This is a genomic window from Cryobacterium sp. W22_MBD10_FK3 (genome assembly GCF_052113745.1).
In the GTDB taxonomy this organism is placed as follows: domain Bacteria; phylum Actinomycetota; class Actinomycetes; order Actinomycetales; family Microbacteriaceae; genus Cryobacterium.
In genome coordinates this window covers 97,222-118,303 of sequence record NZ_JBGQOH010000002.1, presented here as the reverse complement: position 1 = coordinate 118,303, position 21,082 = coordinate 97,222, and the positions used below count along the sequence as shown (strand labels likewise).

21 protein-coding genes are annotated in these 21,082 nt (G+C 68.5%); 10 read left to right on the top strand and 11 right to left on the bottom strand.

The annotated features are described in order from the left end of the window. Positions 1–6: 6 nt before the first annotated feature. The 5 genes from ACEN2M_RS03515 to ACEN2M_RS03495 all read right to left on the bottom strand — a co-directional run bounded on the left by ACEN2M_RS03515 (position 7) and on the right by ACEN2M_RS03495 (position 5,306). The gene (locus ACEN2M_RS03515) at positions 7–1,668 is read right to left on the bottom strand and encodes an alkaline phosphatase D family protein (RefSeq protein WP_441646743.1); all 1,662 of its coding nucleotides are present in this window, start codon (positions 1,666–1,668) and stop codon (positions 7–9) included. A 3-nt stretch (positions 1,669–1,671) separates the two neighbouring features. Continuing rightward, on the bottom strand, positions 1,672–2,211 hold the full coding sequence (locus ACEN2M_RS03510; protein WP_441646742.1) for an SRPBCC domain-containing protein: 540 nt from the start codon (positions 2,209–2,211) through the stop codon (positions 1,672–1,674). Then, positions 2,193–2,765, bottom strand: a complete 573-nt coding sequence (locus ACEN2M_RS03505; protein ID WP_441646741.1) for a nitroreductase family deazaflavin-dependent oxidoreductase — start codon at positions 2,763–2,765, stop codon at positions 2,193–2,195. The genes ACEN2M_RS03510 and ACEN2M_RS03505 overlap by 19 nt, the downstream gene beginning before the upstream one ends. 99 nt (positions 2,766–2,864) lie before the next feature. Next, the gene (locus tag ACEN2M_RS03500) at positions 2,865–3,491 is read right to left on the bottom strand and encodes a PadR family transcriptional regulator (RefSeq protein WP_441646740.1); all 627 of its coding nucleotides are present in this window, start codon (positions 3,489–3,491) and stop codon (positions 2,865–2,867) included. Between the two features lie 126 nt (positions 3,492–3,617). Continuing rightward, a complete protein-coding gene (locus ACEN2M_RS03495; RefSeq protein ID WP_441646739.1) occupies positions 3,618–5,306 on the bottom strand; it encodes a long-chain-fatty-acid--CoA ligase in 1,689 nt (562 codons plus the stop codon). Between the two features lie 178 nt (positions 5,307–5,484). Between ACEN2M_RS03495 and ACEN2M_RS03490 the strand changes: the two genes are divergently transcribed. Then, on the top strand, positions 5,485–6,312 hold the full coding sequence (locus ACEN2M_RS03490) for an alpha/beta fold hydrolase (protein WP_441646738.1): 828 nt from the start codon (positions 5,485–5,487) through the stop codon (positions 6,310–6,312). Between the two features lies 1 nt (position 6,313). Here ACEN2M_RS03490 and ACEN2M_RS03485 read toward each other — a convergent pair whose 3' ends face one another. Further along, positions 6,314–6,553 carry a DUF1272 domain-containing protein gene (locus tag ACEN2M_RS03485; RefSeq protein ID WP_441646965.1) on the bottom strand — a complete coding sequence of 80 codons (240 nt, stop codon included), beginning with the start codon at positions 6,551–6,553 and terminating at the stop codon, positions 6,314–6,316. Positions 6,554–6,900: 347 nt separating this feature from the next. Here ACEN2M_RS03485 and ACEN2M_RS03480 point away from each other — a divergent pair, with 347 nt between their 5' ends. The 3 genes from ACEN2M_RS03480 (at position 6,901) to ACEN2M_RS03470 (ending at position 10,728) form a co-directional block, all read left to right on the top strand. Continuing rightward, the gene (locus ACEN2M_RS03480) at positions 6,901–8,745 is read left to right on the top strand and encodes a DEAD/DEAH box helicase (protein WP_441646737.1); all 1,845 of its coding nucleotides are present in this window, start codon (positions 6,901–6,903) and stop codon (positions 8,743–8,745) included. 130 nt (positions 8,746–8,875) lie between these two features. Further along, positions 8,876–9,538, top strand: a complete 663-nt coding sequence (locus ACEN2M_RS03475; protein WP_441646736.1) for a GNAT family N-acetyltransferase — start codon at positions 8,876–8,878, stop codon at positions 9,536–9,538. A gap of 173 nt (positions 9,539–9,711) precedes the next feature. Beyond that, positions 9,712–10,728 (top strand): TerC family protein, encoded by a 1,017-nt coding sequence (locus ACEN2M_RS03470; RefSeq protein ID WP_441646735.1) that lies wholly within the window; start codon positions 9,712–9,714, stop codon positions 10,726–10,728. A gap of 39 nt (positions 10,729–10,767) precedes the next feature. On the opposite strand, the gene ACEN2M_RS03465 is transcribed toward ACEN2M_RS03470, so the two are convergent. Beyond that, entirely contained in the window at positions 10,768–11,454 is a 687-nt protein-coding gene (locus ACEN2M_RS03465; RefSeq protein WP_441646734.1) for an NUDIX hydrolase, read from the bottom strand. A gap of 143 nt (positions 11,455–11,597) precedes the next feature. Between ACEN2M_RS03465 and ACEN2M_RS03460 the strand changes: the two genes are divergently transcribed. Both ACEN2M_RS03460 and ACEN2M_RS03455 read left to right on the top strand, forming a co-directional pair. Next, the gene (locus ACEN2M_RS03460) at positions 11,598–11,975 is read left to right on the top strand and encodes a nuclear transport factor 2 family protein (RefSeq protein ID WP_441646733.1); all 378 of its coding nucleotides are present in this window, start codon (positions 11,598–11,600) and stop codon (positions 11,973–11,975) included. 29 nt (positions 11,976–12,004) lie between these two features. Then, positions 12,005–12,502, top strand: a complete 498-nt coding sequence (locus tag ACEN2M_RS03455) for a SixA phosphatase family protein (protein ID WP_441646732.1) — start codon at positions 12,005–12,007, stop codon at positions 12,500–12,502. Here ACEN2M_RS03455 and ACEN2M_RS03450 read toward each other — a convergent pair. Further along, complete coding sequence (locus ACEN2M_RS03450; RefSeq protein WP_441646731.1) at positions 12,499–13,425, bottom strand: pseudouridine synthase; 927 nt, start codon at positions 13,423–13,425, stop codon at positions 12,499–12,501. The two genes, ACEN2M_RS03455 and ACEN2M_RS03450, sit on opposite strands and share 4 nt — an antisense overlap. A gap of 28 nt (positions 13,426–13,453) precedes the next feature. After that, positions 13,454–16,087: a LuxR C-terminal-related transcriptional regulator gene (locus ACEN2M_RS03445; protein WP_441646730.1), complete on the bottom strand. Its 2,634-nt coding sequence runs from the start codon at positions 16,085–16,087 to the stop codon at positions 13,454–13,456. A gap of 173 nt (positions 16,088–16,260) precedes the next feature. Here ACEN2M_RS03445 and ACEN2M_RS03440 point away from each other — a divergent pair, with 173 nt between their 5' ends. Beyond that, on the top strand, positions 16,261–16,584 hold the full coding sequence (locus ACEN2M_RS03440; protein ID WP_441646729.1) for a transposase: 324 nt from the start codon (positions 16,261–16,263) through the stop codon (positions 16,582–16,584). Next, entirely contained in the window at positions 16,581–17,456 is an 876-nt protein-coding gene (locus ACEN2M_RS03435) for an IS3 family transposase (RefSeq protein ID WP_441646728.1), read from the top strand. Before ACEN2M_RS03440 ends, ACEN2M_RS03435 begins: the two co-directional genes overlap by 4 nt. A 99-nt stretch (positions 17,457–17,555) precedes the next feature. On the opposite strand, the gene ACEN2M_RS03430 is transcribed toward ACEN2M_RS03435, so the two are convergent. Further along, entirely contained in the window at positions 17,556–18,056 is a 501-nt protein-coding gene (locus ACEN2M_RS03430; RefSeq protein WP_441646727.1) for a heme-degrading domain-containing protein, read from the bottom strand. A 131-nt stretch (positions 18,057–18,187) separates the two neighbouring features. Beyond that, positions 18,188–19,450 (bottom strand): MFS transporter, encoded by a 1,263-nt coding sequence (locus ACEN2M_RS03425; protein ID WP_441646726.1) that lies wholly within the window; start codon positions 19,448–19,450, stop codon positions 18,188–18,190. Positions 19,451–19,673: 223 nt separating this feature from the next. Here ACEN2M_RS03425 and ACEN2M_RS03420 point away from each other — a divergent pair, with 223 nt between their 5' ends. Next, a complete protein-coding gene (locus ACEN2M_RS03420) occupies positions 19,674–20,168 on the top strand; it encodes a flavodoxin family protein (RefSeq protein ID WP_441646725.1) in 495 nt (164 codons plus the stop codon). Between the two features lie 70 nt (positions 20,169–20,238). After that, positions 20,239–21,075 (top strand): polyphosphate kinase 2, encoded by an 837-nt coding sequence (gene ppk2, locus ACEN2M_RS03415; RefSeq protein WP_441646724.1) that lies wholly within the window; start codon positions 20,239–20,241, stop codon positions 21,073–21,075. Positions 21,076–21,082 lie beyond the last annotated feature (7 nt).

Sequence of the window (21,082 nt, the reverse complement as noted above, 5' to 3'; positions counted from 1 at the left end):
GCGCCCTCAGCGGCGGGGCTCGACGGTGACGGCGGCGATCTCTGTGACCCGCGGTCGCGCCGGGCCCTCGCCCCTTTTCACCCCGGTGATCCAACGCAGCTTCAGCCCGGCCGGCGTCGACGAGACGCTGGCGAGGCAATTCTCGAACCACGGGCCGCGGATTCCCCGCCACCGGATCGGCGGGGCGGGAACCCCCGCCGCGCGGGCGAGCAGTTCGCTGGGGCGGTTCGCGATGGCATAGGACAGCACCGCCGAAAACGATCTCAGGGGCAGGGCCAGGGGGTTGCGGATCGGTGAGCACACGGCCTGGATGATGCGGCTGCCCGAACTGCGCTCCACCTCGGCGACGTAGGAGTAGTGCACGTCCCCGGAGAGGAACGTGATGGTGTCCGGCGCCGGGCCGCGTCTGCCGTCGGCCACCTCGGTGGTCATCTGCGCCACCCGGCGGAAGCTGGACTGAAAGGCCGCCCAGTGTTCCAGGTCGAGAGCCTGCCGTAGCTTCTCACCGATGGCGGCCATCGGGGTGCCCCAGGCCCCCTCGGCGGTCGCCTCATTCCAGGCCTCCAGGTGGTGCAGGCCCGTCGGCAACAGGAAGGGCAGCGAGGTGCCCACCAGCAGATGGCGGAAGCCGCCGCGCATCCGTTGGTCGAGCCAGCCCGATTCCTCGTCGTCGACCAGGGCCCGATGGCTGGGGTCGAGCCGGCGTGCCACCCGGGAGTCGATCACAATCAGTCGGCTGTCGCCGTAGTCGCGGCAGTAGCTCCAGCGATAGCTGGCCGGCTCGGCGTCGGCCCGCTCGACGAAGGCGTCGAGCCGGTCGGTGAGGTCGAGCTCGGCGTCGCCGTCATGAGCGGCGATCATCCGCCAGATCTCGTCGGCCGCCCGCTCGGCCGGCGACAGGTTGCCCAGGTGCTGGTAGAGCCAGTACGACCCCAGCCCGGCCACCAGCCTGCCGTGCCACCAGGAGGTCTGCTCCATCTGGCGTTTCCAGCTGAGCGACGCGTTCCAGTCGTCCCGGATGTCATGGTCGTCGAAGATCATCGCGGTGGGTACCGTCGACAACAGCCACCGGTTTGCCGGGTCGGACCAGGCCAGGCCGTAGAGGTGCGCGTACTCCTCGAAGTCGGCCAGTTCCTCGCCGGGCGGCTCGCTCAGATCCCGCCTGGCACTGATGAACTCCTGCATCTCGTCGCTCGTCGTGTCGGCGTAGACCTGGTCGCCCAGAAAGAGCACCAGGTCCGGCCAGGAGAACCGGCCTGGCCGCGCGGCCATCTGCAGCGCGTAGCTGCGCAGCGCGTCCACGCCGTGGGTGCGGTTGCCTGTCGCGTCATGCGGCACGCTGGTGCGGCACGAGCCGAACGCCAGCCGCAGGGGCGCGCCCGGCGTGAGCGTGGTGATGACGGATGCCGGGAATCGCGACTCCGCCTGCGGCCAGACCTGCACCCCGTCGACGTCGACCGCGTAGGGAGTTGTGCTGCCCGGCGCCAACCCGTCCACGTGCACGAGCGCGTAGTGGTGCGCGTGCACGGCGAAGGTGCGTGCCGACCAGACCCGGCCGTCGGCCCTGACCGTGACCGCCGCGGTCGCCGCGGTCTCGACCCACAGGCTGGCCGAGTCGGCGTCGACATACCGCAGCATGGGACCGAGGATCAACGCCGGGGTCGTCATGGCTCAGGCGTGACGCTCTGGGTAGCCCTCCGCCAGGGCGGTGAAGACGGCCGACCTGACGGGGTAGTAATCCGCGAACTCCGGCGCTGCCCTGTCGTCGTCAGCCGGACCCGGCAGGGCGGCGGCGAACAGGTCGAGGTAGTACTCCCAGCCCGGGCCGATCTCCCCCAGCCCCTCCACGTCGGTGAGGTGGTGGATCAGGCTCACCCGGGTGGTCCCGGCCGCCGTGGCGAGCAGCACCTCCAGTCGCCAGTCGCCCTGCTCCTCGAGCATCGACACGGCCAGGCGGGTGGGTCGGTCGCAGGCGTCGACGCGCATCGGCAACCACGGGTCGCCCTCTTCGAAGCGCATCTGCACCTGGATGGTGCGACCGGCTGCAGCCTCTCCCTCCCAGGGGCCGAACCACTCGGTCGTGCGGGCAGGATCGGTCAGGGTCGCCCAAACCTCATCGATTCCGACCGCGAACCTGCGGGTGAGTACGAGGTCGGGGCCGTTCGCTCCGCGCACCAACTGCGGGTCGGCTGTCAGGTCGTCGGTCGCCATGTCGATACGCCCTCTCGTTGTTCGCCACCGGCAGGTCGCTCTGCCTCCCGCGTTCCCAGTCTGCCCGCGGCGGCGACGGGGCGCAGCAGGAACATCCGCACCTCGCGCCCGGAGTCGCGTTCGTAGGCGCGATAGCCCGGCCACTGCCGCTCGATCCGGGCCCACGCGTTGTCCCTGCCGTCTGGGTCGATCAGGCTCGCCCGCACCGAGAGGCGTCGGCCGCGCACGACGATGGAGGCATCCGGATGCGCCAGCAGGTTGTAGGTCCAGGCCGGATGCCGAGCGCGGGCGAAGCTGGTGCCGGCCACGATGGCACGGCCCGCCCCGTCTGGTGTATACATCAGTCGGGTCTCCCTCTGGGCACCAGACCGGGCTCCGGTGGAGTGGAGCACCAGCGAGGGCACCAGCAGCGCGCTCAGCTGCACCCTCCCGCGGCTGAGCCGGTCGATCACCCGCTCCACGGGCGGCAGCACCGTGGGCGCGGTCGACCTGAAGAGCCGGGTGCGCGTCAGCGGCGCCACGGCCGAGCGCACCAGGCCGAGAATGATGGACATGCCGCCATTCTGTCCCGGTCGCCGGTCATCGGCGAGGGCCCAGCCGGCGAGGGCCCCGTCGGCCAGGGCCCAGTCGGCGAGGGCCCCGTCGGCGAGGGCTCAGTCGGCGAGGATGAGGTACAGCGCGCGGCGCGCCTCGTCGAGCTTCTCGGTCGCCGCGGCGCGCTGGGCGTCGGTCGCCGAGGCGCGGAACTGGTGCACCACGCCGAACAGCTTGCCGACGCTCTCGTGGAAGGCCGTATCGGCGTCCGATTGCCCGGGGGTGGCCTCCCAGGCCTTCTTGAGGTCGTCGGCGTGTTCGGCCAGGTAGGCCCGGCCGGCTTCGGTGAGTTCATAGTCGGTGCGGCGTTCGGTGCCGGTCGGGACTATGAGCTCCTCGTCGACGAGCTGCTGCAGCGTGGGATAGATGGAGCCGGGGCTGGGTCGCCAGGCTCCGCCGGTCTTCTCCTCGATGGCCCGGATGAGTCCGTACCCGTTGGAGGGACCGTCGGCCAGGAGCGAAAGGATCGCCGAGCGAACGTCGCCCTTGTTCGCGCGGCGGGAGCCTCGGGGGCCGCCAGGGCCGAAGCCGGGTCCGAAGCCGCCGAAGCCGCCGCCGCCGGGACCGAAGCCCCGGCCGAAGCCGCGACCGTGGTCCTGGGGAGAGTCGTGGTGGGCGCGACTCATGCCCGGGCCGCACTCGGCGGTGCCGAACTCTGGATGGTGTGTGTGAGGAAAGCGCTTCATGATCGCATTCGTCCTTTCACGATGTCGTGCCTCGCTGATGTCGCGAGCACGCGTCGCGGAACTTCCACGACACTCAACGATATATCGGTGAGTGTCGTGGCGTCAAGGGTTCGCGCCGGCCATGGTTCAGAGGGTGGGCAGCACCTGCTCGCGCACCTTCCGCCGCAGCACCTTGCCGAGCATCGTGCGCGGGGTGTCGGTGATCTGCACGATCCGGCGCGGAATCTTGTAGGCGGCCAGGTGCTCCCGGCAGTGGTCCTGCAGGGCCTTCTCGTCCAGCGTCGCGCCGGGCTCGAGCTCGACGGCGGCGATGACCATCTCGCCGCCTCGCTCCAGCGGCTTGCCAAACACCGCGGCATCCGTCACCGAAGCGTGCAGCCGCAGCACGGTCTCCACCTCTGTGGGTGCCACGTTGAAGCCGCCGGTGATGATCAGGTCCTTGGCCCGGTCGACGATGGTGGAGAAGCCGTCTTCGTCGACGGTGACGATGTCGCCGGTGCGCAGCCAGCCGTCGGGCGTGAGGGTCTTGGCGGTTTCCTCCGGGTTGTTCCAGTAGCCCTGGAACACCTGCGGGCCCTTGAGCAGCAGCTCGCCGGGCTGGCCCTGCTCCACCTCGACGGTGGGGTCATCGGGGTCGGTGACCTTCATCAGGGTCGACGAGAACGGGATGCCGACGGTGCCGGGCCGCCGGGTGGGGTAGAACGGGTTGCCCATCGCCACCGGCGACGCCTCGGTCATGCCGAAGCCCTCCACGAGCAGCCCGCCGGACACCGACTCCCACAGCTCCACCACGTGGTCGGGCAGGTTCATGGCACCGGAGATGCAGAATCGGCAGGAGCGCAGCGAAATTCCGCGTTCCTTGGCGGCGAGCGCGGTGCGCTCGTAGATCGGCGGCACGGCGCAGTACACGGTGGCCGGGGTCTTCTTCATGGTGTCGAGCACGGTCTTCGGGTCGAACTTGGGGAACAGCACAATCAAGGCCTGCTTGTGGATGCCGTAGGTGAGGTACAGCGTGAGGCCGAAGGAGTGGAACATCGGCAGGATCGCGTAGAAGACCTCCTTGCGGTACTCGGCGCCGTGCATCCAGGCCTCGCCCTGCAGCGCGTTGCAGTGCAGGTTGTAGTGGGTGAGCATGGCGCCCTTGGGCCGCCCGGTGGTGCCGGAGGTGTACTGGATGGCGGCCAGGTCGTTCAGGCCCGGGCGCGGGTGGGTCGGGTCGATGGCCCCGTGGGTGAGCAGGTCTTTCCACGGGGTGGTTCCGGCCGCCGAGCCGGTCAGCGCCGCACGCGATTCGCGCAGGCTCTTCACTGGCAGGTACAGGGCCAGCCGCTTCACGGTGGGGAACGCCTGCAGCAGGTTGACGGACACGACGTGGTCGATCTCGATGTCGGCGGGGAACGCACGCACCGTCGGGGCGACCTTGTCCCAGGCGATCACGATGCGCGCCTGGTGGTCTTCGAACTGGTGCCGGAGCTCCGGTGAGGTGTAGAGCGGGTTGTGCTCCACCACCACGCCGCCCAAACGGAGCACGGCGTAGAACGCCACCACATGCTGGGGGCAGTTCGGCAGGATCAACGCCACCCGGTCACCGGCCCGCACTCCGAGCAGGCGCAGCCCCTCGGCCGCGCGGTCGATCTGGTCGCCGAGTTCGGCGTAGCTCGTGCGGCGCCCGAAGAACTCCAGCGCCGGCGCGTCACCGGCCTCGGCAACCGCGTGCTCGAGCATCTCGACGAGCGAGGTGGTGGGGTAGTCGATCTCGGCGGGCACGCCCGGCTGATAGTGCTTTACCCAGGGCTGTTGCTCAGTAGTGGCCATGCAGACATCCTCCCGCGAACTACTCCCCCGCGGACAGCGCAACACGGCACCGAGCACGTCTGTGCAGCTCTGCAGAATTATCGGTCACCGATTGCGGCGCCGCCGGTTGACCGTTGTGGTGCCGCGGTGGCACGGTGTGAGCGGACATCAGCGCTGCAGCGACACCGAAGGAGACATCATGCCCACAGTCAGATCGCGCGATGGCACCACGATCGCGTTCGACAGTCTCGGCACCGGACCGGCCCTCATCCTGGTCGACGGCGCCACCTGCTACCGCGATGCCGGACCGATGCGCCCACTGGCCGCACTGCTGGCCGGCGGCTTCACGGTGTTCGTCTACGATCGCCGCGGTCGCGGCGCCAGCAGCGACACGCTGCCATTCGCGGTCGACCGGGAGATCGACGACATCGCCGCCCTGATCGACGCGGCCGGTGGTCGCGCGGCCCTCTTCGGCATGTCCAGCGGCGGCGCGCTGGCCATCGCCGCCGCCGCCCGGCTGGGCGTCTCGGTGAGCGAACTCGCCGTCTACGAGGTGCCGGTGAGCATCGACCTCGATCCCGGCGCCACCGCCTATACCCGGGACCTTGCCGCGGCGCTGGCGGCGGGCAACCGCGGCGACGCCATCGAGCTCTTCCTGGCCCGGGTGGGCATGCCGGCCGAGCAGATCGCCGGGATGCGGCAGACGCCGATGTGGGCCGGGCTCGAGGCCATCGCCCCGACGCTCGCCTACGACGACGCGGTGCTCGGTGACGGCCTGCTCCCCTACCCCCGGATCGAGGCGATCCAGGCTCCCGCGGTGGTGCTCAGTGGCGAATTCGCGCTGGAGTTCATCCGTGAATCGGCCAGGGCGTTGGCCACGGCCCTGGCCCGCGGCCGGCACGTGGAGCTGCCCGGCCAGTCCCACGATGTGGACCTCGCCGTGCTCGCCACTGCGCTGCACCACAACCTCTCGAGCGCCCGGGTGACCGGCGGCACGACGGAGACCACGGATACGGTGCAGGACTGAGTCAGGCCACAGCCTCCCGGCACCCCGGCGACACGACACGGGTGGTCGAACCGGGTGACGACACGAGTTTGTGCGGCGCTCTCGTGGGCCGGGGTTGCAGGCTGCCTCCGCAATTGGGACAGGCGCCCTGGGCAAACGTCTGCACGCAGTCCGCGCACCAGGTGCATTCGAACGAGCAGATGAACACGCCGTCGGCCACCGGCGAGAGGTCGCGGTCACAGCACTCGCAGTTCGGTCTCATCTCCAGCATCGCGGTCTGCCTCTCGGTCGGTTCGGGCACGGCTGTGCAGACCCGAATCGTACCGGGATGCCGGCCTCCATCACGGCCTCAGGTGCCCACTCTGTGCGGCCGCGCGGCGAACGGCAATATGGAGAAAGGCGGGAAATAAGGATGCCCAAGCGCGATCCCGTCCTTGTAAAGTCGCTATTTCCCTATTTCCCGGTGCTCGAGATTTCCCGGTTCTCGAGGCAGATGCTGCGGCCGCGTCGGGGTTCCCCGGGGCCGAATTGCCCCAGTCCGAGTGACTGCCGGTCGCGGATTTCACCCTCCCGAACGGGGTGCTCACTCCGACCGACTAACGTAGTAGTATGACGCCTCCTGATTCAACTGCACCGACCGAGGCAGCCACTGCCCGCCCGACCATCACGTTCTCCGAGCTTGGGCTCAGCGACTCCGTTCTCAAAGCCCTCAAGGACGTAGGCTACGAGACCCCGTCGGCCATCCAGGCTGCCACCATCCCCCCACTCCTCGACGGCCGCGACGTCGTCGGCCTCGCCCAGACCGGCACCGGCAAGACGGCGGCATTCGCGCTGCCCATCCTCTCCCGCCTGGACATGTCCCAGAAGAGCCCGCAGGCCCTGGTGCTCGCCCCCACCCGTGAACTCGCCCTGCAGGTTTGTGAGGCATTCGAGAAGTACGCCGCGCACATGAAGGGCGTGCACGTGCTGCCCGTCTACGGCGGACAGGGCTACGGCGTTCAGCTGTCAGCGCTGCGCCGTGGTGTGCACGTTGTCGTCGGTACCCCCGGCCGCATCATGGACCACCTCGAAAAGGGCACCCTCGACCTCACCCAGCTCAAGTACCTGGTGCTCGACGAGGCCGACGAGATGCTCAAGATGGGCTTCGCCGAAGACGTCGAGACGATCCTCGCCGACACCCCCGACGACAAGCAGGTGGCCCTGTTCTCCGCCACCATGCCCGCGCAGATCCGCCGCATCTCCAAGCAGTACCTCAACAACCCCGAAGAGATCACGGTCAAGAACAAGACCACGACCTCGGCGAACACCACCCAGCGCTACCTGCTGGTCTCCTACCCGCAGAAGGTCGACGCGCTCACCCGCATCCTCGAGGTCGAGAACTTCGAGGGCATGATCGTCTTCACTCGCACCAAGAACGAGACCGAGACCCTGGCCGAGAAGCTGCGTGCGCGCGGCTACTCCGCCACCGCGATCAACGGAGACGTGCCCCAGGTGCAGCGTGAGCGCACCGTGGAACAGCTCAAGAGCGGCAAGCTGGACATCCTGGTTGCCACCGACGTCGCCGCCCGCGGCCTCGACGTTGAGCGCATCAGCCACGTCATCAACTACGACATCCCGATCGACACCGAGTCCTACGTGCACCGCATCGGCCGCACCGGCCGCGCCGGCCGCAGCGGAGCCGCGATCAGCTTCGTCACCCCGCGTGAGCGCCACCTGCTGAACGCGATCGAGCGGGCCACCCGCCAGCCGCTCACCCAGATGCAGCTGCCGAGCGTCGAAGACGTCAACGTGACCCGGCTCACCCGCTTCGACGACGCCATCACCGCGGCGCTCGAGGAGACCGCCCGCATCGCCGCGTTCCGCGACATCGTGGGTCACTACGTGGAGCACCACGACGTGCCGGAGGCCGACGTGGCCGCCGCCCTCGCCGTGGTCGCTCAGGGCGAGACCCCGCTGCTGCTGAACGCCGAGGATGTGCGCGCCACCCAGCGTTTCGACCGGGAGCGCACCGAACACCGCGACCGTGACCGCGGTGACCGTCCGGTGCGCGAGCGCCGCGACGACCGCGGCAGCCGCGACGACCGGGGCAGCCGGGATGACCGACCGCTCCGCAGTGAACGTCCCGAGCGTCGGTCGCGCGACAGCAACCGCGCGATGGCTTCGTACCGCATCGAGGTGGGCAAGCGCCACAAGGTGGAGCCGCGTCAGATCGTCGGCGCTCTCGCCAACGAGGGTGGCCTGAGCCGGGAAGACTTCGGCGCGATCCAGATCCTGCCCGAGTACTCGCTGGTTGACCTGCCCGCCGACCTGTCCGGCGATGTGCTCGGGCGACTGTCTGCCACGCGCATCAGCGGCAAGCTGATCGAGATTCACGCCGACAACGGCGCCTCGGCCGGCCGCAACGACCGCCCGCAGCAGGGTGACCGCTCAGAGCGACCGCCGCGCCGCTACTAGGCAGCCGACCCCGCAAAGGCGGGGATCCTCACGACCCACCGCATCCGCCGACCGGATGCCCGGCAGGTCGCTGAGGATCCCCGCCTTTTCGCCGCTAGCGGCGCACAAGCCGGCCGGTTACCGTGGCGGCATGCGTTCCGCGAATCCCGGTCTCATCGTTGTTCCCGCGACAGCCGACCGCTTCGACGACATTGCCACGATGCTCGCTCCCAAGTCCCCCGGCGTCGTGGCCTGCTGGTGCCTCACCTACCGGCTGGATTCCGCCACGAATCGTGCCCTGACCGCCGACGAGCGCCGGGAGATGGCAAGGAGCCTCAGCTCAGAGCCGATGGCGCCGGGAGTGCTCGCTTACGACGGCGACCTGGTGGTGGGCTGGGCCGCGGTCGCGCCACGCGAGAACGTCCGCGGCATCCACCACAACAGCAAGATCCCCGAGCCCGACGACCTGCCGGTGTTCTCGCTCTGGTGTCTCAAGGTGCGGGCCGGACACCGCGGCCAGGGCATCGCGGCCGCCCTCATCGACGGTGCCGTGCGCTTCGCCTTCGCGCATGGAGCCCCTGCCGTGGAGAGCTACCCGATCGACAACCACGGTGTGCGGGTCGACACCACCTCGGCGTTCGTGGGCACCAGGGCGCTCTTCGAGGCCGCCGGCTTCGAGAAGGTCGCCGACACCGCGTCGACCAGCGCCAAGATCCCCCGCATCCTGATGCGGCGCCGGGCAGACGCGCCCGTCGAGGCCACTCCGGCAGAATCAGGCGACGGAAAACCGGGCGGAAACAGTCGCACACGGTGACTTCCCAGCTTCAAGGCCCTAGCGTTGGTCATTGCAAGGGGAGTACTCCCACGCGGCGCACCCGTCAATACGGACTTAACGAAGAGTCCCGGGACGCTGGCTCGATCGCCTCACAGGCCCTCGGGTGGAAGAGACCTTGATCTCCGTCCGTTTCCCCTGCCCTGGAGCTCTCCTTGAACATCACTCCCCTGATTTGGATCATCACCCTCGCCGTGACGGTCGCCTTCTTCGCGTACGAGTTCTTCGCTCACGTGCGAAAGCCCCACGAGCCCACCGTCGGCGAGTCCGCCCGCTGGTCGGCCTTCTACATCGGCCTGGCCCTGCTGTTCGGCGTGGGCATCGGCGTCGTGTCCGGCTGGCGTTACGGCGGCGAATACTTTGCCGGCTATCTCACCGAGAAGGCCCTGTCGATCGACAACCTGTTCGTGTTCCTCATCGTGATGGCCGCGTTCTCGGTACCCAAGGCCTACCAGCAGAAGGTGTTGATGTTCGGCATCATCATCGCCCTGATCATGCGCGGTGGCTTTATCGCGGTGGGCGCCGCCCTCATCGAGAACTTCTCCTGGGTGTTCTACCTCTTCGGCGCGCTGCTCTTTGTGCTCGCCTACATGCAGGTGCGCGGCCACGAAGGCAACCCAGCCAACAATCTCTTTGTGCGCGTGGCCCGCCGAATTCTGCCCGTCACCGACGAGTACGACCGCGACAAGCTCACCACCAAGATCAACGGCAAGCGCTTCGTCACCCCGATGCTGCTCACCATCATCGCAATCGGCTTCATCGACCTGGTCTTCGCGATCGACTCGATCCCCGCCATCTACGGCCTCACCTCGGAGGCGTACATCGTCTTCACCGCGAACGCCTTCGCTCTGATGGGCCTCCGCCAGCTGTTCTTCCTCATCGGCGGCCTGCTCGAGCGCCTCGTCTACCTCTCCCAGGGCCTCGCCGTCATCCTCGGCTTCATCGGCCTCAAGCTGGTCTTCCACGCCCTGCACGTCAATGAGGTGCCGTTCATCAACGGCGGCGAGCCCGTGCTGTGGGTGCCGGAGATCCCGATCTGGTTCTCGCTGGTCTTCATCGCTGCCACCGTCACCGTCGCGACCGTCGCGAGCCTGGCCAAGACCCGCGGCGACGCCGCCAAGGCCGACCGCGGCCAGGTCGACGGCGAACCGATCACGAAGGCCAAGGACTAGCACCCAGCCCTCGGCCCCGCGCTGCGGTGCGGTGCGGTGCTACCGGCCTGGGACCACGATTCGGTCGTGGTCCCAGGGCTCGGCCCAGCCGAGCTCGTCGAACATGCGCGAGAGCACTATCGCAGTGAAGCCCCAGACCAGCCGGCCGCCCACGGTGAACGCGGGTGCCCGATAGTCGGTGCCGCCGACTGTGTGCACGGTATTGGCCCGGTTGGCCGGGTTGAGCAGGTCCGCCACGGGAACCCGGAAGACCTCGACGGTCTCGGCGTGGTCCATCGCGGCGACCTGGGAGGGGCGGGTCCACCAGGCCGGAACCGGCGTGACAAGGTGATTGCTCACGGGAACCGGCATCGCCGGCAGTGTGCCAAGGGCCTCAAGACCCGAGACGTCCAGACCGGTCTCCTCCTCGGCCTCGCGCAGCGCGGCAGCGACGGGACCGGCATCGGCTGCTTCGAGCCGGCCACCGGGAAACGCGATCTGACCCGGATGGCTGCCGAGCGTGGCCGCACGGCGCAGCAGGAGCACGTCGAGGTCCCGGTGCACCCGGCCCGGCCCGGCCGGTGTTGATGCCGGCACCGTGTCCAGCACACCGAACAACACGAGCACGGCCGCCCGACGAGCGCTCCGCTGGTCGGCAAGGTCGCGACTCCGGCCCGTCCCCCAGTCCAGGCCACGCTCGCACAGCGCCACGAGTTCGGCACGGGGATCCTTCGGCACAACGAGCATGATCCCACCATACGCAGCCGGCGTTGCCTGGCTGGGCCAGAGAACTCGGCTGCCCGCAAGCCGGTCGTCACTGGCCGGTCATTCTGGCCGGTCTCTGGTCGCCGGCCCTGTGCGATTCGGCCGACCCGACCTACGCTTCGGTCATGGACGGTGACCGGACCGAGGCTGAGCTGATCGCTCTCGCCGCAGCGTGGGCGCAGGCCATCGTGGCCAACGACGCCACCCGCATCGCCGACTTCGTAACTGACGACTGGGTGCTGGTGTCGGAGTCAGGGGTCTCCCCCGGGCACGAATTCCTCGCCCTGGTGAGCTCCGGGGAGCTGACCCATTCGGCCATGGCCGCTGTCGGTGACTCCAGGGTGCGGGTCTGGGGCGACACAGCCGTGATCACGGCCCGCATCACCAATACCGCGCACTACCGGGGCCGCCGGTTCGACGCCGACGAGTGGACCACCGATGTGTTCGTTCACCGGGACGGCCGCTGGCGGTGCGCGGTCAGCCACTACAGCACCGCCGGATGAACGTGAATCCGCTTCGCTAGGCTGGCCCGATGACGCAGGAGCGAACCCTCATCGTGCTCAGGCACGCCAAGTCCGACTGGTCGGGCGGCGAAGCCGACATCGACCGCACCCTCAACCCCCGTGGGCTGAGCCAGGCACCGGAGGCGGGCAGCTGGCTGGCCGAGCACTTCCCCTCCATCGATCTGGCCATCGTCTCCCCCGCGGCCCGCGCGCGTGCCACCTGGGCGCTCGCCTCGGCAGAACTCAGCCACAGCCCAGAGGCACGCATCGATGACCGGGCGTACGCCGCATCCGTCAACGACCTGCTCCAGATTGTGCGGGAACTGCCCGACGAGCTTGAGAACGTGATTCTCGTGGCCCACAATCCCGGCCTCGAGGACCTCGTCTACCTGCTCACGGGCGAGAGCGTCACGCTGTCGACGTCGGCCGTGGCAGTGCTGGGCGTGCCGGGCACCTGGGCAGAGCTGGATGCCTCAATCGCCGTCCTGAAGACCTCTGGTCGTGCGAGCACGGTCGGCCTCGACTAGTCAGCCTGCAGCGGCAGCCCGCGCACACTCTGAAACTGCCGCGCCGCACCGTCGATCGGATCGGTGAAGGCCAGTTCGCTGGCCAGCAACTGGAGCGGCCGCCTGAAATCGAACACATCCACATCCTGCACCACGGGGTAAATCGGGTCGTCGATGATCGGGATACCCAAACCCAGCATGTGCAGGCGCAACTGGTGGGTGCGCCCGGTGCGGGGTGCCAGACGGTACACACCCGCCTCCCCGAGTTCAGCCTCCAGCTCGATCACCGATTCGGCGTTGACCGGGGCGCCCGGCACCACCTCGCCCTGCCACTGACCCGGCCGGGTCCGGAGGTGGTTCCGCACGGTTACGGGCAGGTCGAGCGCTGGTTGCAGCGGCGCCAATGCCCGGTAGATCTTGTGCACCTCGCCGCGCTGGAAGAGGGTCTGGTAGGCCCCGCGCCAGCGCCGCTCGGTGGCCAGAACCAGCAGACCGCTGGTCACCCGGTCCAAGCGGTGCAACGGGGAGAGTTCGGGCAACCCGAGTTGGGCGCGGAGGCGAACCACCACGCTCTGCACCACATGCCTCCCCCGCGGAATGCTGGAGAGGAAGGGCGGTTTGTCGATCACCACGATCCGGTCGTCCCGGTAGACCAGGTGCAGGGCACCAGGCACCACCGGTTCGTCGGCCAGGTCACGGTGAAACCAGACGAAGGTCGTGGGCCGGTAGGGGTCGGTCCCGCCGACCGGTGCGCCGTCCTGGTAGACGAACCGAGCGCCGGCGACGAAGCCGGCCACATCGACGCGTCCGGTCAGGCGGTCCTGGAGCCAGGCGCCCATGGTCGGCCAGGTCGGCTTCGGCGAGCCCGGTCGGCCGCGCTCCGGGGTGCACAGCCATGCCGCATCGAGCCCGTGTCGTTGGGGCAGCGGCGAGTGCGGGGGCATCCCCCGATCGTACGTGCGGTGCCGTCGGTCAGCTGACCATGGTCCCGGCCGATGCGGCGCCCTCGGGCGTCGCCGCCGTGTGCGGGGCGGCCCGGCCGGACAGTTCGCGCCGGGACCGCAGGCCCAGTTTGGCCAGGGCGTTCGCGAGGTGCTTTTCAATCGTCTTGACCGAGACGTGCATCGATGCCGCGATCTCCCGGTTGAGCTGGCCCTCGGATGCGAGTAGCACGGTGTCCCGTTCCCGAGGAGTCAGCGTCGTCCAGCCGACCAGCGTCGGCAGGGCGGCGCCGGTCGCAGCCGCAACGGGCAGGTAGGCGGCCGCGCCCAGACGATCGAACAGCCGGTCGGCTTCGCGCGCCGCGGTCGCTCCGTCATCCACGCTGCCCCGCGCCACCAGGCTGCCGGCCAGCGACCGCAGGGCGAGCGCCTGGGCGAACGGGGTGACTGTTTCGTCGCCGGTGCTGACAGCGGCGGCAAAATGCCGGGCCGCGATCATCCGCTGACCCCTGGCCTCGGCCAGCAGGCCGCGCAGCCACTCCGGGTATCCGAAGGCCCGGCTGCCGCTTTCCCTCTCGAGGCGGTCGATCACGGCCTGGGCGAGGTCGAGCGAGCCCAGGGCGATGAGCGCTTCGGCCTGCATGGCCCGCCACCCCGTGTAGCCCGTGGCGGTAGTGGCAGTATCCAGATTGCCGTCGAGGAGTGGGGCGAGCGCCTGGATGACGGCGTGTGGATGCCCGCTTGCCCGTTCCACGACCGCAGCAGCGACGGCGGCCGCCACGTGATGTTGCGGCAGCGGGCGTTCCACGGCCAGCCGGGCGCCCACTCGCACGGCCCGTTGGGCCTCGTCATGCTGGCCGGCCTGGGCGGCGAGCATGGCGATCACCGCGTGGGCGATACCGTCGTGGTTGCCGTTCCGGCTCGCGGTGGTGTGCGCGAGCACTGCCTGCGCGTCGAGCATCGCCGAGTCCCACTGACCGAGCGAGTAGTGCACGTGGGCCCGCAAGGCGAGTCCGAGCGGCAACACGTGCAACGCCTGGCTGGCGCGTGCGGACTCGACGGCCAGGTCGAAGGTGCGCAGGGCCTCACGGTCGTGGCCGCCGTAGAACTGTTGCTGCCCAACGATCACCAGCGCGTCGGCACGCTCGGGCCGGGTCAGCGGCAACGTGATCAGCGGGCGCAGAACCGCCAAGGCCTGCTTCCGGTCGCCCGAGATCCACAGGGCGAAGCCCCAGGCCAGGCGCAGCCGTGCCTCACCGGGTGACACCGCGGCCGGGCCGGCCGGTGTGGCCGTGATGGCCGTGGACGCGGCGGCGCTCGCGGCGATGGTCCCGACGATGTCCATGGTGGCAAGCCGGATGCTCGCGACGACGCCGGCCACGAAGAGCACCCCCTCCCGGCTCGGCGCCCGCGCATCGGCGGGCGTCCCTTGGGCCAGGCCCTCCTGCACGAGGGCGAGAGTCTCGGGAAAGTTGCCGAGCAGGTAGCCGAGTCCGCCGAGTACGACCGTGCGAGCGGGACCGGGAGAACACCGGGCGACGCTTTCGGCCAGGGTGCCGGCCAGTTCAGCATCATCCGCGAAGAAGGCGTAGGCGCCGGCCCGCAAGAGCCGGCGTTCCCTCTCCGCGTTCGAGCTACTCACCCCGCTGGCCCGGCTGTAGATGCGGGCAGCGCTCGGGTAGCGGCCCGCCTGCGCATGGCGATCGCCCTCTGCCTCGAGGTCTGCAGCGAGCTCGTCGTCGGTGTGCTCGGTGGCCGCGAGCCTGTGTTCGAGTCGCGCCCATCCGTTCATCGAGCCGGCGATGGCGGCGTTGAGCGCCCGCGCCCGGGCGGCGTCGATGCGGCGACGGATGCCCGTACGCGCCTTCGCCGACACGAAGCTAATTTCCCGCTGGCCCTCCTCGTTGAGCAATCCGACCAGCCCGGATGCCAGGGCGCCGTCTACCGAGACCGGCAGACCGTGCCGGGCGGCGATCTCCACCAGAGTGGACACCGCCAGGGGGCGGCCCACGACCGAGAGCAGTTCGAGCACGGCACGGGTCGGCGCGTCCAGGGCGGCCAGCCGCCCGGCGAGGTGCTCGGTGTATCCGGCCGGCACGGGCAGGTCGCGGGGAATCGACGCGTGCAGTCGCTGGCCGAGCTGTTCGAAGACCGTCACCAGGTGGTGCGGGTTGCCGTCGGTGAGCTCGGTGAGCAGGTTGGCGCGCGCCGGGTCGAGCTGCGCGATGCCATGTTCCGCGGCCAGCTCGATGCACTGCTGCGTGGTGAAGCCGGGCACCCGGATCACCCGACCCCGGTCATCCCGGCTGCTGGCCGCCCGCAACCTGTCGATGAGGCCCGGCTTCCCGGTCTGACCGGCAACGATCACCAGCAGAGGCTGGGAAAATGACGAGCCGATCAGAGCTGCGGCCCGGTCGGCCACCTCCGGTGCCAACTCCTGGGCGTCGTCGATCAGGGCGATCGTGGGCTCGTCGACGGTGCCGGCGTTCAGCGCGGCGGTACCTCGCACGACGGTGAAGTCGGGAACTGTACCGAGGAGGTCGCGCACCAGCCAGCTCACGCCGGAACCGGGCTCGCCCTCGATCGTGACGACGGTGGTTGTGCCGCCCAGAGCCTGCACGGCAGCAGCGAGAAGCTTCGACTGTTCCGGCAGACGCACCACCATGACGACTCCTCGGTTTTCGGTCGTCCGCATGGGGGCGATGACCCACTGTAGCGAGAGCCGGCCGCAGAGGTATGCGACGGTCGTTTATAAGGACACCGAAGACAAATAAGGAGACTGGGGCTGGGGTGACCCGGGGCTTCCGGACAGTGTTCCTAATTTGATTGGATGAAATCATGGGAACAGTGCGGAAGTCCGGTCCTCATCGGAAGTTCACGAACAAGGAACGTAGGGACGCTGTCGAGATGGTGACGTCAACGCGGCGGCCCATCACGCAGGTGGCGGCTGAGTTGGGTATCTCGGATAAGACGTTGTGGGCGTGGGTGAACCAGGCCCGGTTGAACAAGATCGACCCGGAACGGGCGTTGTCGCGGCAGCAAGGGGAGCGGATCCGGGATCTGGAGAAGGAGAATGCGCGGCTGCAGCGGGATGTGGAGTTCCTAAAAAAAGCGAACGCCTTCTTCCGGGAACTCGATCGCGAGGACAACGATTCGTTGTGATCGACCGGTTGAAGGCGGACTTACCGGTGTCGTATTTGTGCGAGAAATTGGGGGTGTCTCGCTCCGGCTACTACGACTGGGTCAGCCGCGAACCGTCACCGATGGTTCAGCGCCGCGACGAACTCGCTGCGAAGGTGCTGTGCGCGTTCGCGGCGTCGGAGCGGTCGGCGGGGTATCGCAAGGTGACCGCCGAGCTGCATGCCGATGGTGTGGTCGTTGACCGCAAAACGGTGGCCTCGCGGATGCGCGAACTGGGGTTGATCCCACTGTTTGCCGAGGCGGCGTTCAAGAAAGCCAATCAACGCAGCAGCCGTGCGGTCGATCCGGTCGACTTGGTAAACCGACTTTTCAGCAGCCTCACCCCGGGAGCGATCCTGGTCGGCGACATCACCTATGTTCACACGCGTGAGGGATGGCTCTATGTTGCGACGGTGATCGATCTGGCCTCCCGGGCAGTACTCGGATACGCGACCGGGAAACGACAGACCGTGGGCCTGATTGTCCGAGCGATGGACCGGGCGCGAGCGAGCGGTCACGTTGCGACCGGAGCGATCTTCCACTCCGATCACGGCTCGCAATACCGGGCGAAAAGCTTCGCGAAGTACTGCGGCAAGTACGGCATCCGTCGTTCGATGGGTGCGAATATGCAGTGCTGGGATAACGCCGTTGCCGAGTCGTTCTTCTCCAAACTAAAAAACGAACGACTCACCTTCACCACCCGCCGCGCCGCGACCCACGAGGTCGTGAAATACATCGGGCACTACAACACCCGACGCCGGCACCAGAGCCTCGGCTATAAGACTCCAGCCCAAGCTCTCGCCAAGCTCACCAACCCGGCAGACACCGCCAAAGCCACCCCGGCAGCGGCCTAATAAAATGATCAGGAACACTGTCCGGCACGAGCGGGTCACCCCAGGCCATCCAGTCCTTATAGGGTCACTTTCTCCTTGTCACGCGGTGCGGCCGAAACGTCACTCGGTCGAGCCGAGCGCTGCCCGCTGGGCGGCTTCCAGAGCCCAGACCACCAGGTCGTGGTCGAGGTTCTCGACCAGGCCCGACACCCCGACGGCGCCGATCAGGGAGCCGTTCACCCGCAGCGGGAAGGCGCCACCGGCCGCCGCGAAGTCGGAAACAGGCAGGCCCGTCGCCTCATTGAAGTCGACGCCCCTGGCCCGGTACTTCGTGCTGATCAGGAAGGACGGCGCGTTGTACCGGGCGACCACGCGGAACTTCCTGGCCAGCCACTCGTCATTGTCCGCCGTCGTGCCCGGGCGAGCGGCATGGAAGACCCGCTGCTCGCCGAAGCTCATCGTCACGGTGATCCTCAGGTCGTCGGTGGCGGCGCGCGCCATCAGGGCGGTGCCGAGCCGATAGGCATCGTCGTGGTCGAAACGGGTGAAACCGATCGAGGCATTCTGAGCCTCCAGCAGCGGCAGCAGGTCTCGGGCAGCGAGGTCAGGGGTCATCGACATTTGTGGTCCGCTTTCATTCGGTCGGCGGCAGCGGTGCAGCCCTGCCAATCACGTTATCGGTGTGGCCGCGTCACGCCAAGCCGGGTCGGCGAGCGGGGATCTGCCTCCCATGGTGAGGTGCGGACGCCGACTCACTGTGCCCCGGCGGCATCCGTTCGCACGTTCCTGGTGTCGGCGGGATCGTTCTGGCGCCGACTGGCGAGCATGATCGGAACGCCGATGAGCTCCACCAGACCGCCGATGACCAGCGACGTGCCGTAGCCCCAGATGTCCGCGGAGCGGCCGAGTGCCGGCTGAATGAACACGCCGCCCAGGCTGCCGAACAGCGAGTCGAACGAGAGCACCGTGGCGCGCTGCTTCGACGGGATCATGTCGTTGAGGTAGGCCTGCCGCACCGGTTCGGCGACCGCGAACACGAATCCCCAGACCATCAGGAAGACCACGGCCAGCCAGAACAGGCTGTTCACGCCGAGCACCACGAGCGAGAGCACGCTGAGCAGGGACGCCCCGATCACGGCGCTGGTGCGCTTGGCGAACAGGTTGCGGATGCGGGGCGCGAGCACACCGCCGGCCACCTGCGCCAGCGATAGGATCGCCGCGGCCAGACCGGCGATGGAGTACGCGGACGGGTCGCCGTAGAGCTCGAGCAGGTACGGCTGCAGCGCGTAGAAGGCGTAGAACCCGACGCCGGAAGCGAACGGTGCGGAGAGGATCATGTAGCGCACCGAACGGCGCTTGAGCCCGTGCTCCACCGACTCGGTCAGCACGGTGCGGGTCGCCTTGAGTGGTCCCCGGGAATGGTCAGGGGCGAACCCCAGGTCTTTCATCACGGCGAAGGCGTAGACGAACATGACCACCAGCACGCCGGCGCGCACCAGGAACGGCACGCCGAGGTTGGTGGCCTGAGCGATCACCCCACCCAGCACCGAGCCGGCGAACATCGCGATCCCGGTCACGACCAGTCCCCGCCCGAACACGGCCTCCAGGCTGCCGGTGTACCCGGTCGACGTGAGCGCGTCCACCAGCCAGGCCTCCACCGCGCCGGAGAAGAACGTGAAGCCCAGCCCCAGGAGCACCGACACGATGGCCCACCACACGAAGGGCGAGTTCCAGAGCCAGAGCAGCCAGTAGAGCGCCGTGGTGACCGAAAGCGTGATGGTGCCGAGCAGATAGGAGGCTTTGCGTCCCACGGTATCGGCAACCACCCCGGTGGGGATCTCGAAGATCACCATGCCCGCGGTGAAGAACGCGTTCGCGGCGAACGCCTCAAAGTTGCTCAGCCCGGCGTCGAGCAGGAACAGCGTGTTGATGCCCCAGATGAACGAGGCCGCCAGGGTGTTGCCGAGCAGCAGAACCAGGTAGATGCGCTGGACGCGCCGGGATGCCGGGTTCACGACCCGGGTCCGATCACGACGCCCATACCCGTCACCAAAGCATCATCGACCCGCGTGCGAGAGATGGCTACCCTCGGGCGGCACGGCAGGATCAGCCCTGTTGCACTGCGCCGAGCATCGCCGCGATAGTGCCGCCGTATCCTGAGTAGCATTCTGATCGGTCCCGCGGACTGATCTCACCTGACCCGATCGCCGCACCGTGCAGCACACCCGAGGAGCTCCTATGAACGTGCTGATCGTCATCGAGTCCTGTTTCGGCAACACCGGTCGCGTCGCCGACGCCATCGCCGCCGGGTTGCGCTCTCGCGGAGCCGACGTCACCGTCGTCGACGCCGCCGCGGCGCCGACCACCGAGGGCGTGGACCTGCTGCTGGTCGGTGCACCCACTCACAACATGGGCCTGCCCGGGCCGGCGTCGCGCGCGCAAGCCGCGGCCAAGGGCGCCCGCCCCGTGGTCGCCGGCGTCGCGGAATGGCTCGCGGCCCTGCCCGGCCAGCCCGGACGCCGTGTCGCGGCATTTGACACCGTCGCCGGCCGGGGGTTCTTCTCCGGCTCCGCCGCGAAGGTGATCGAAAAGCGGATGCGGCGCCAGTCGATCTTCACCGGCCGGGAGAGCTTTCTCGTCAGCGGAATGGCGGGGCCGCTCGCCGACGACGAGCTGGCCAGGGCCCACGAGTGGGGCATCGCCCTGGCGTCGGGGCAGGTCGCGGTCGGTTGACCGTGCGGCCGCCCCGGGCAACACTGTGGAGCACGGGCCCCACCGGGGTGGTCAGCAGGGAGGGCCAGTCGTGGCCGACAAGAAGAAGAACCCAGGCAAGAACGCGGACCCGGCATCCGGCACCCAAGCCGGTGGCAAGCTGGGCCGCAAGCAGTACGAGGCCGAGCTGGCCACCCTTCAGGGCGAGTTGGTCGCCATGCAGGAGTGGGTGAAGCGCACCGGCGCCAAGATCTGCATTGTGTTCGAGGGCCGAGACACGGCCGGCAAGGGCGGCACGATCAAGCGCATCGTGGAGCGGGTCAGCCCGCGGGTGTTCAGGGTGGTGGCGTTGCCCTCCCCCACCGAGCGGGAGAAGTCCCAGATGTACATGCAGCGCTATCTGGCTCATTTCCCGGCGGCCGGCGAGGTGGTCATCTTCGACCGCAGCTGGTACAACCGGGCCGGTGTTGAACGGGTGATGGGTTTCTGCACCCCGGAACAGACCGACGATTTTCTGCGGCTGGCGCCGCTGGTCGAGCGGGCCATGGTCGACTCCGGCATCATTCTGCTCAAGTATTGGCTCGAGGTGAGCGAAGAGGAACAGACCCGGCGGTTGGAGAGCCGCATCAACGATCCGCGGAAGACGTGGAAACTGTCCTCGATGGACGTGGAGTCGTACGCCCGCTGGTACGACTATTCCAGGGCCAGAGACGCCATGTTCCAGGCCACGGATGTCGGTGGGGCGCCGTGGTACATCGCGAACACCGACGTGAAGAGACGCGGCCGGCTCAACATCATCAGCCATCTGCTCGCCCAAGTGCCCTACGAGACCGAACCTGCGGCGGCGGTCAAGCTGCCGGCCAGGCAGAAGCCCGGCGACTACGAAGAACCGAAGCTGACCTTGCGGCACATTCCCACGCCGTTCTAGAGACGTT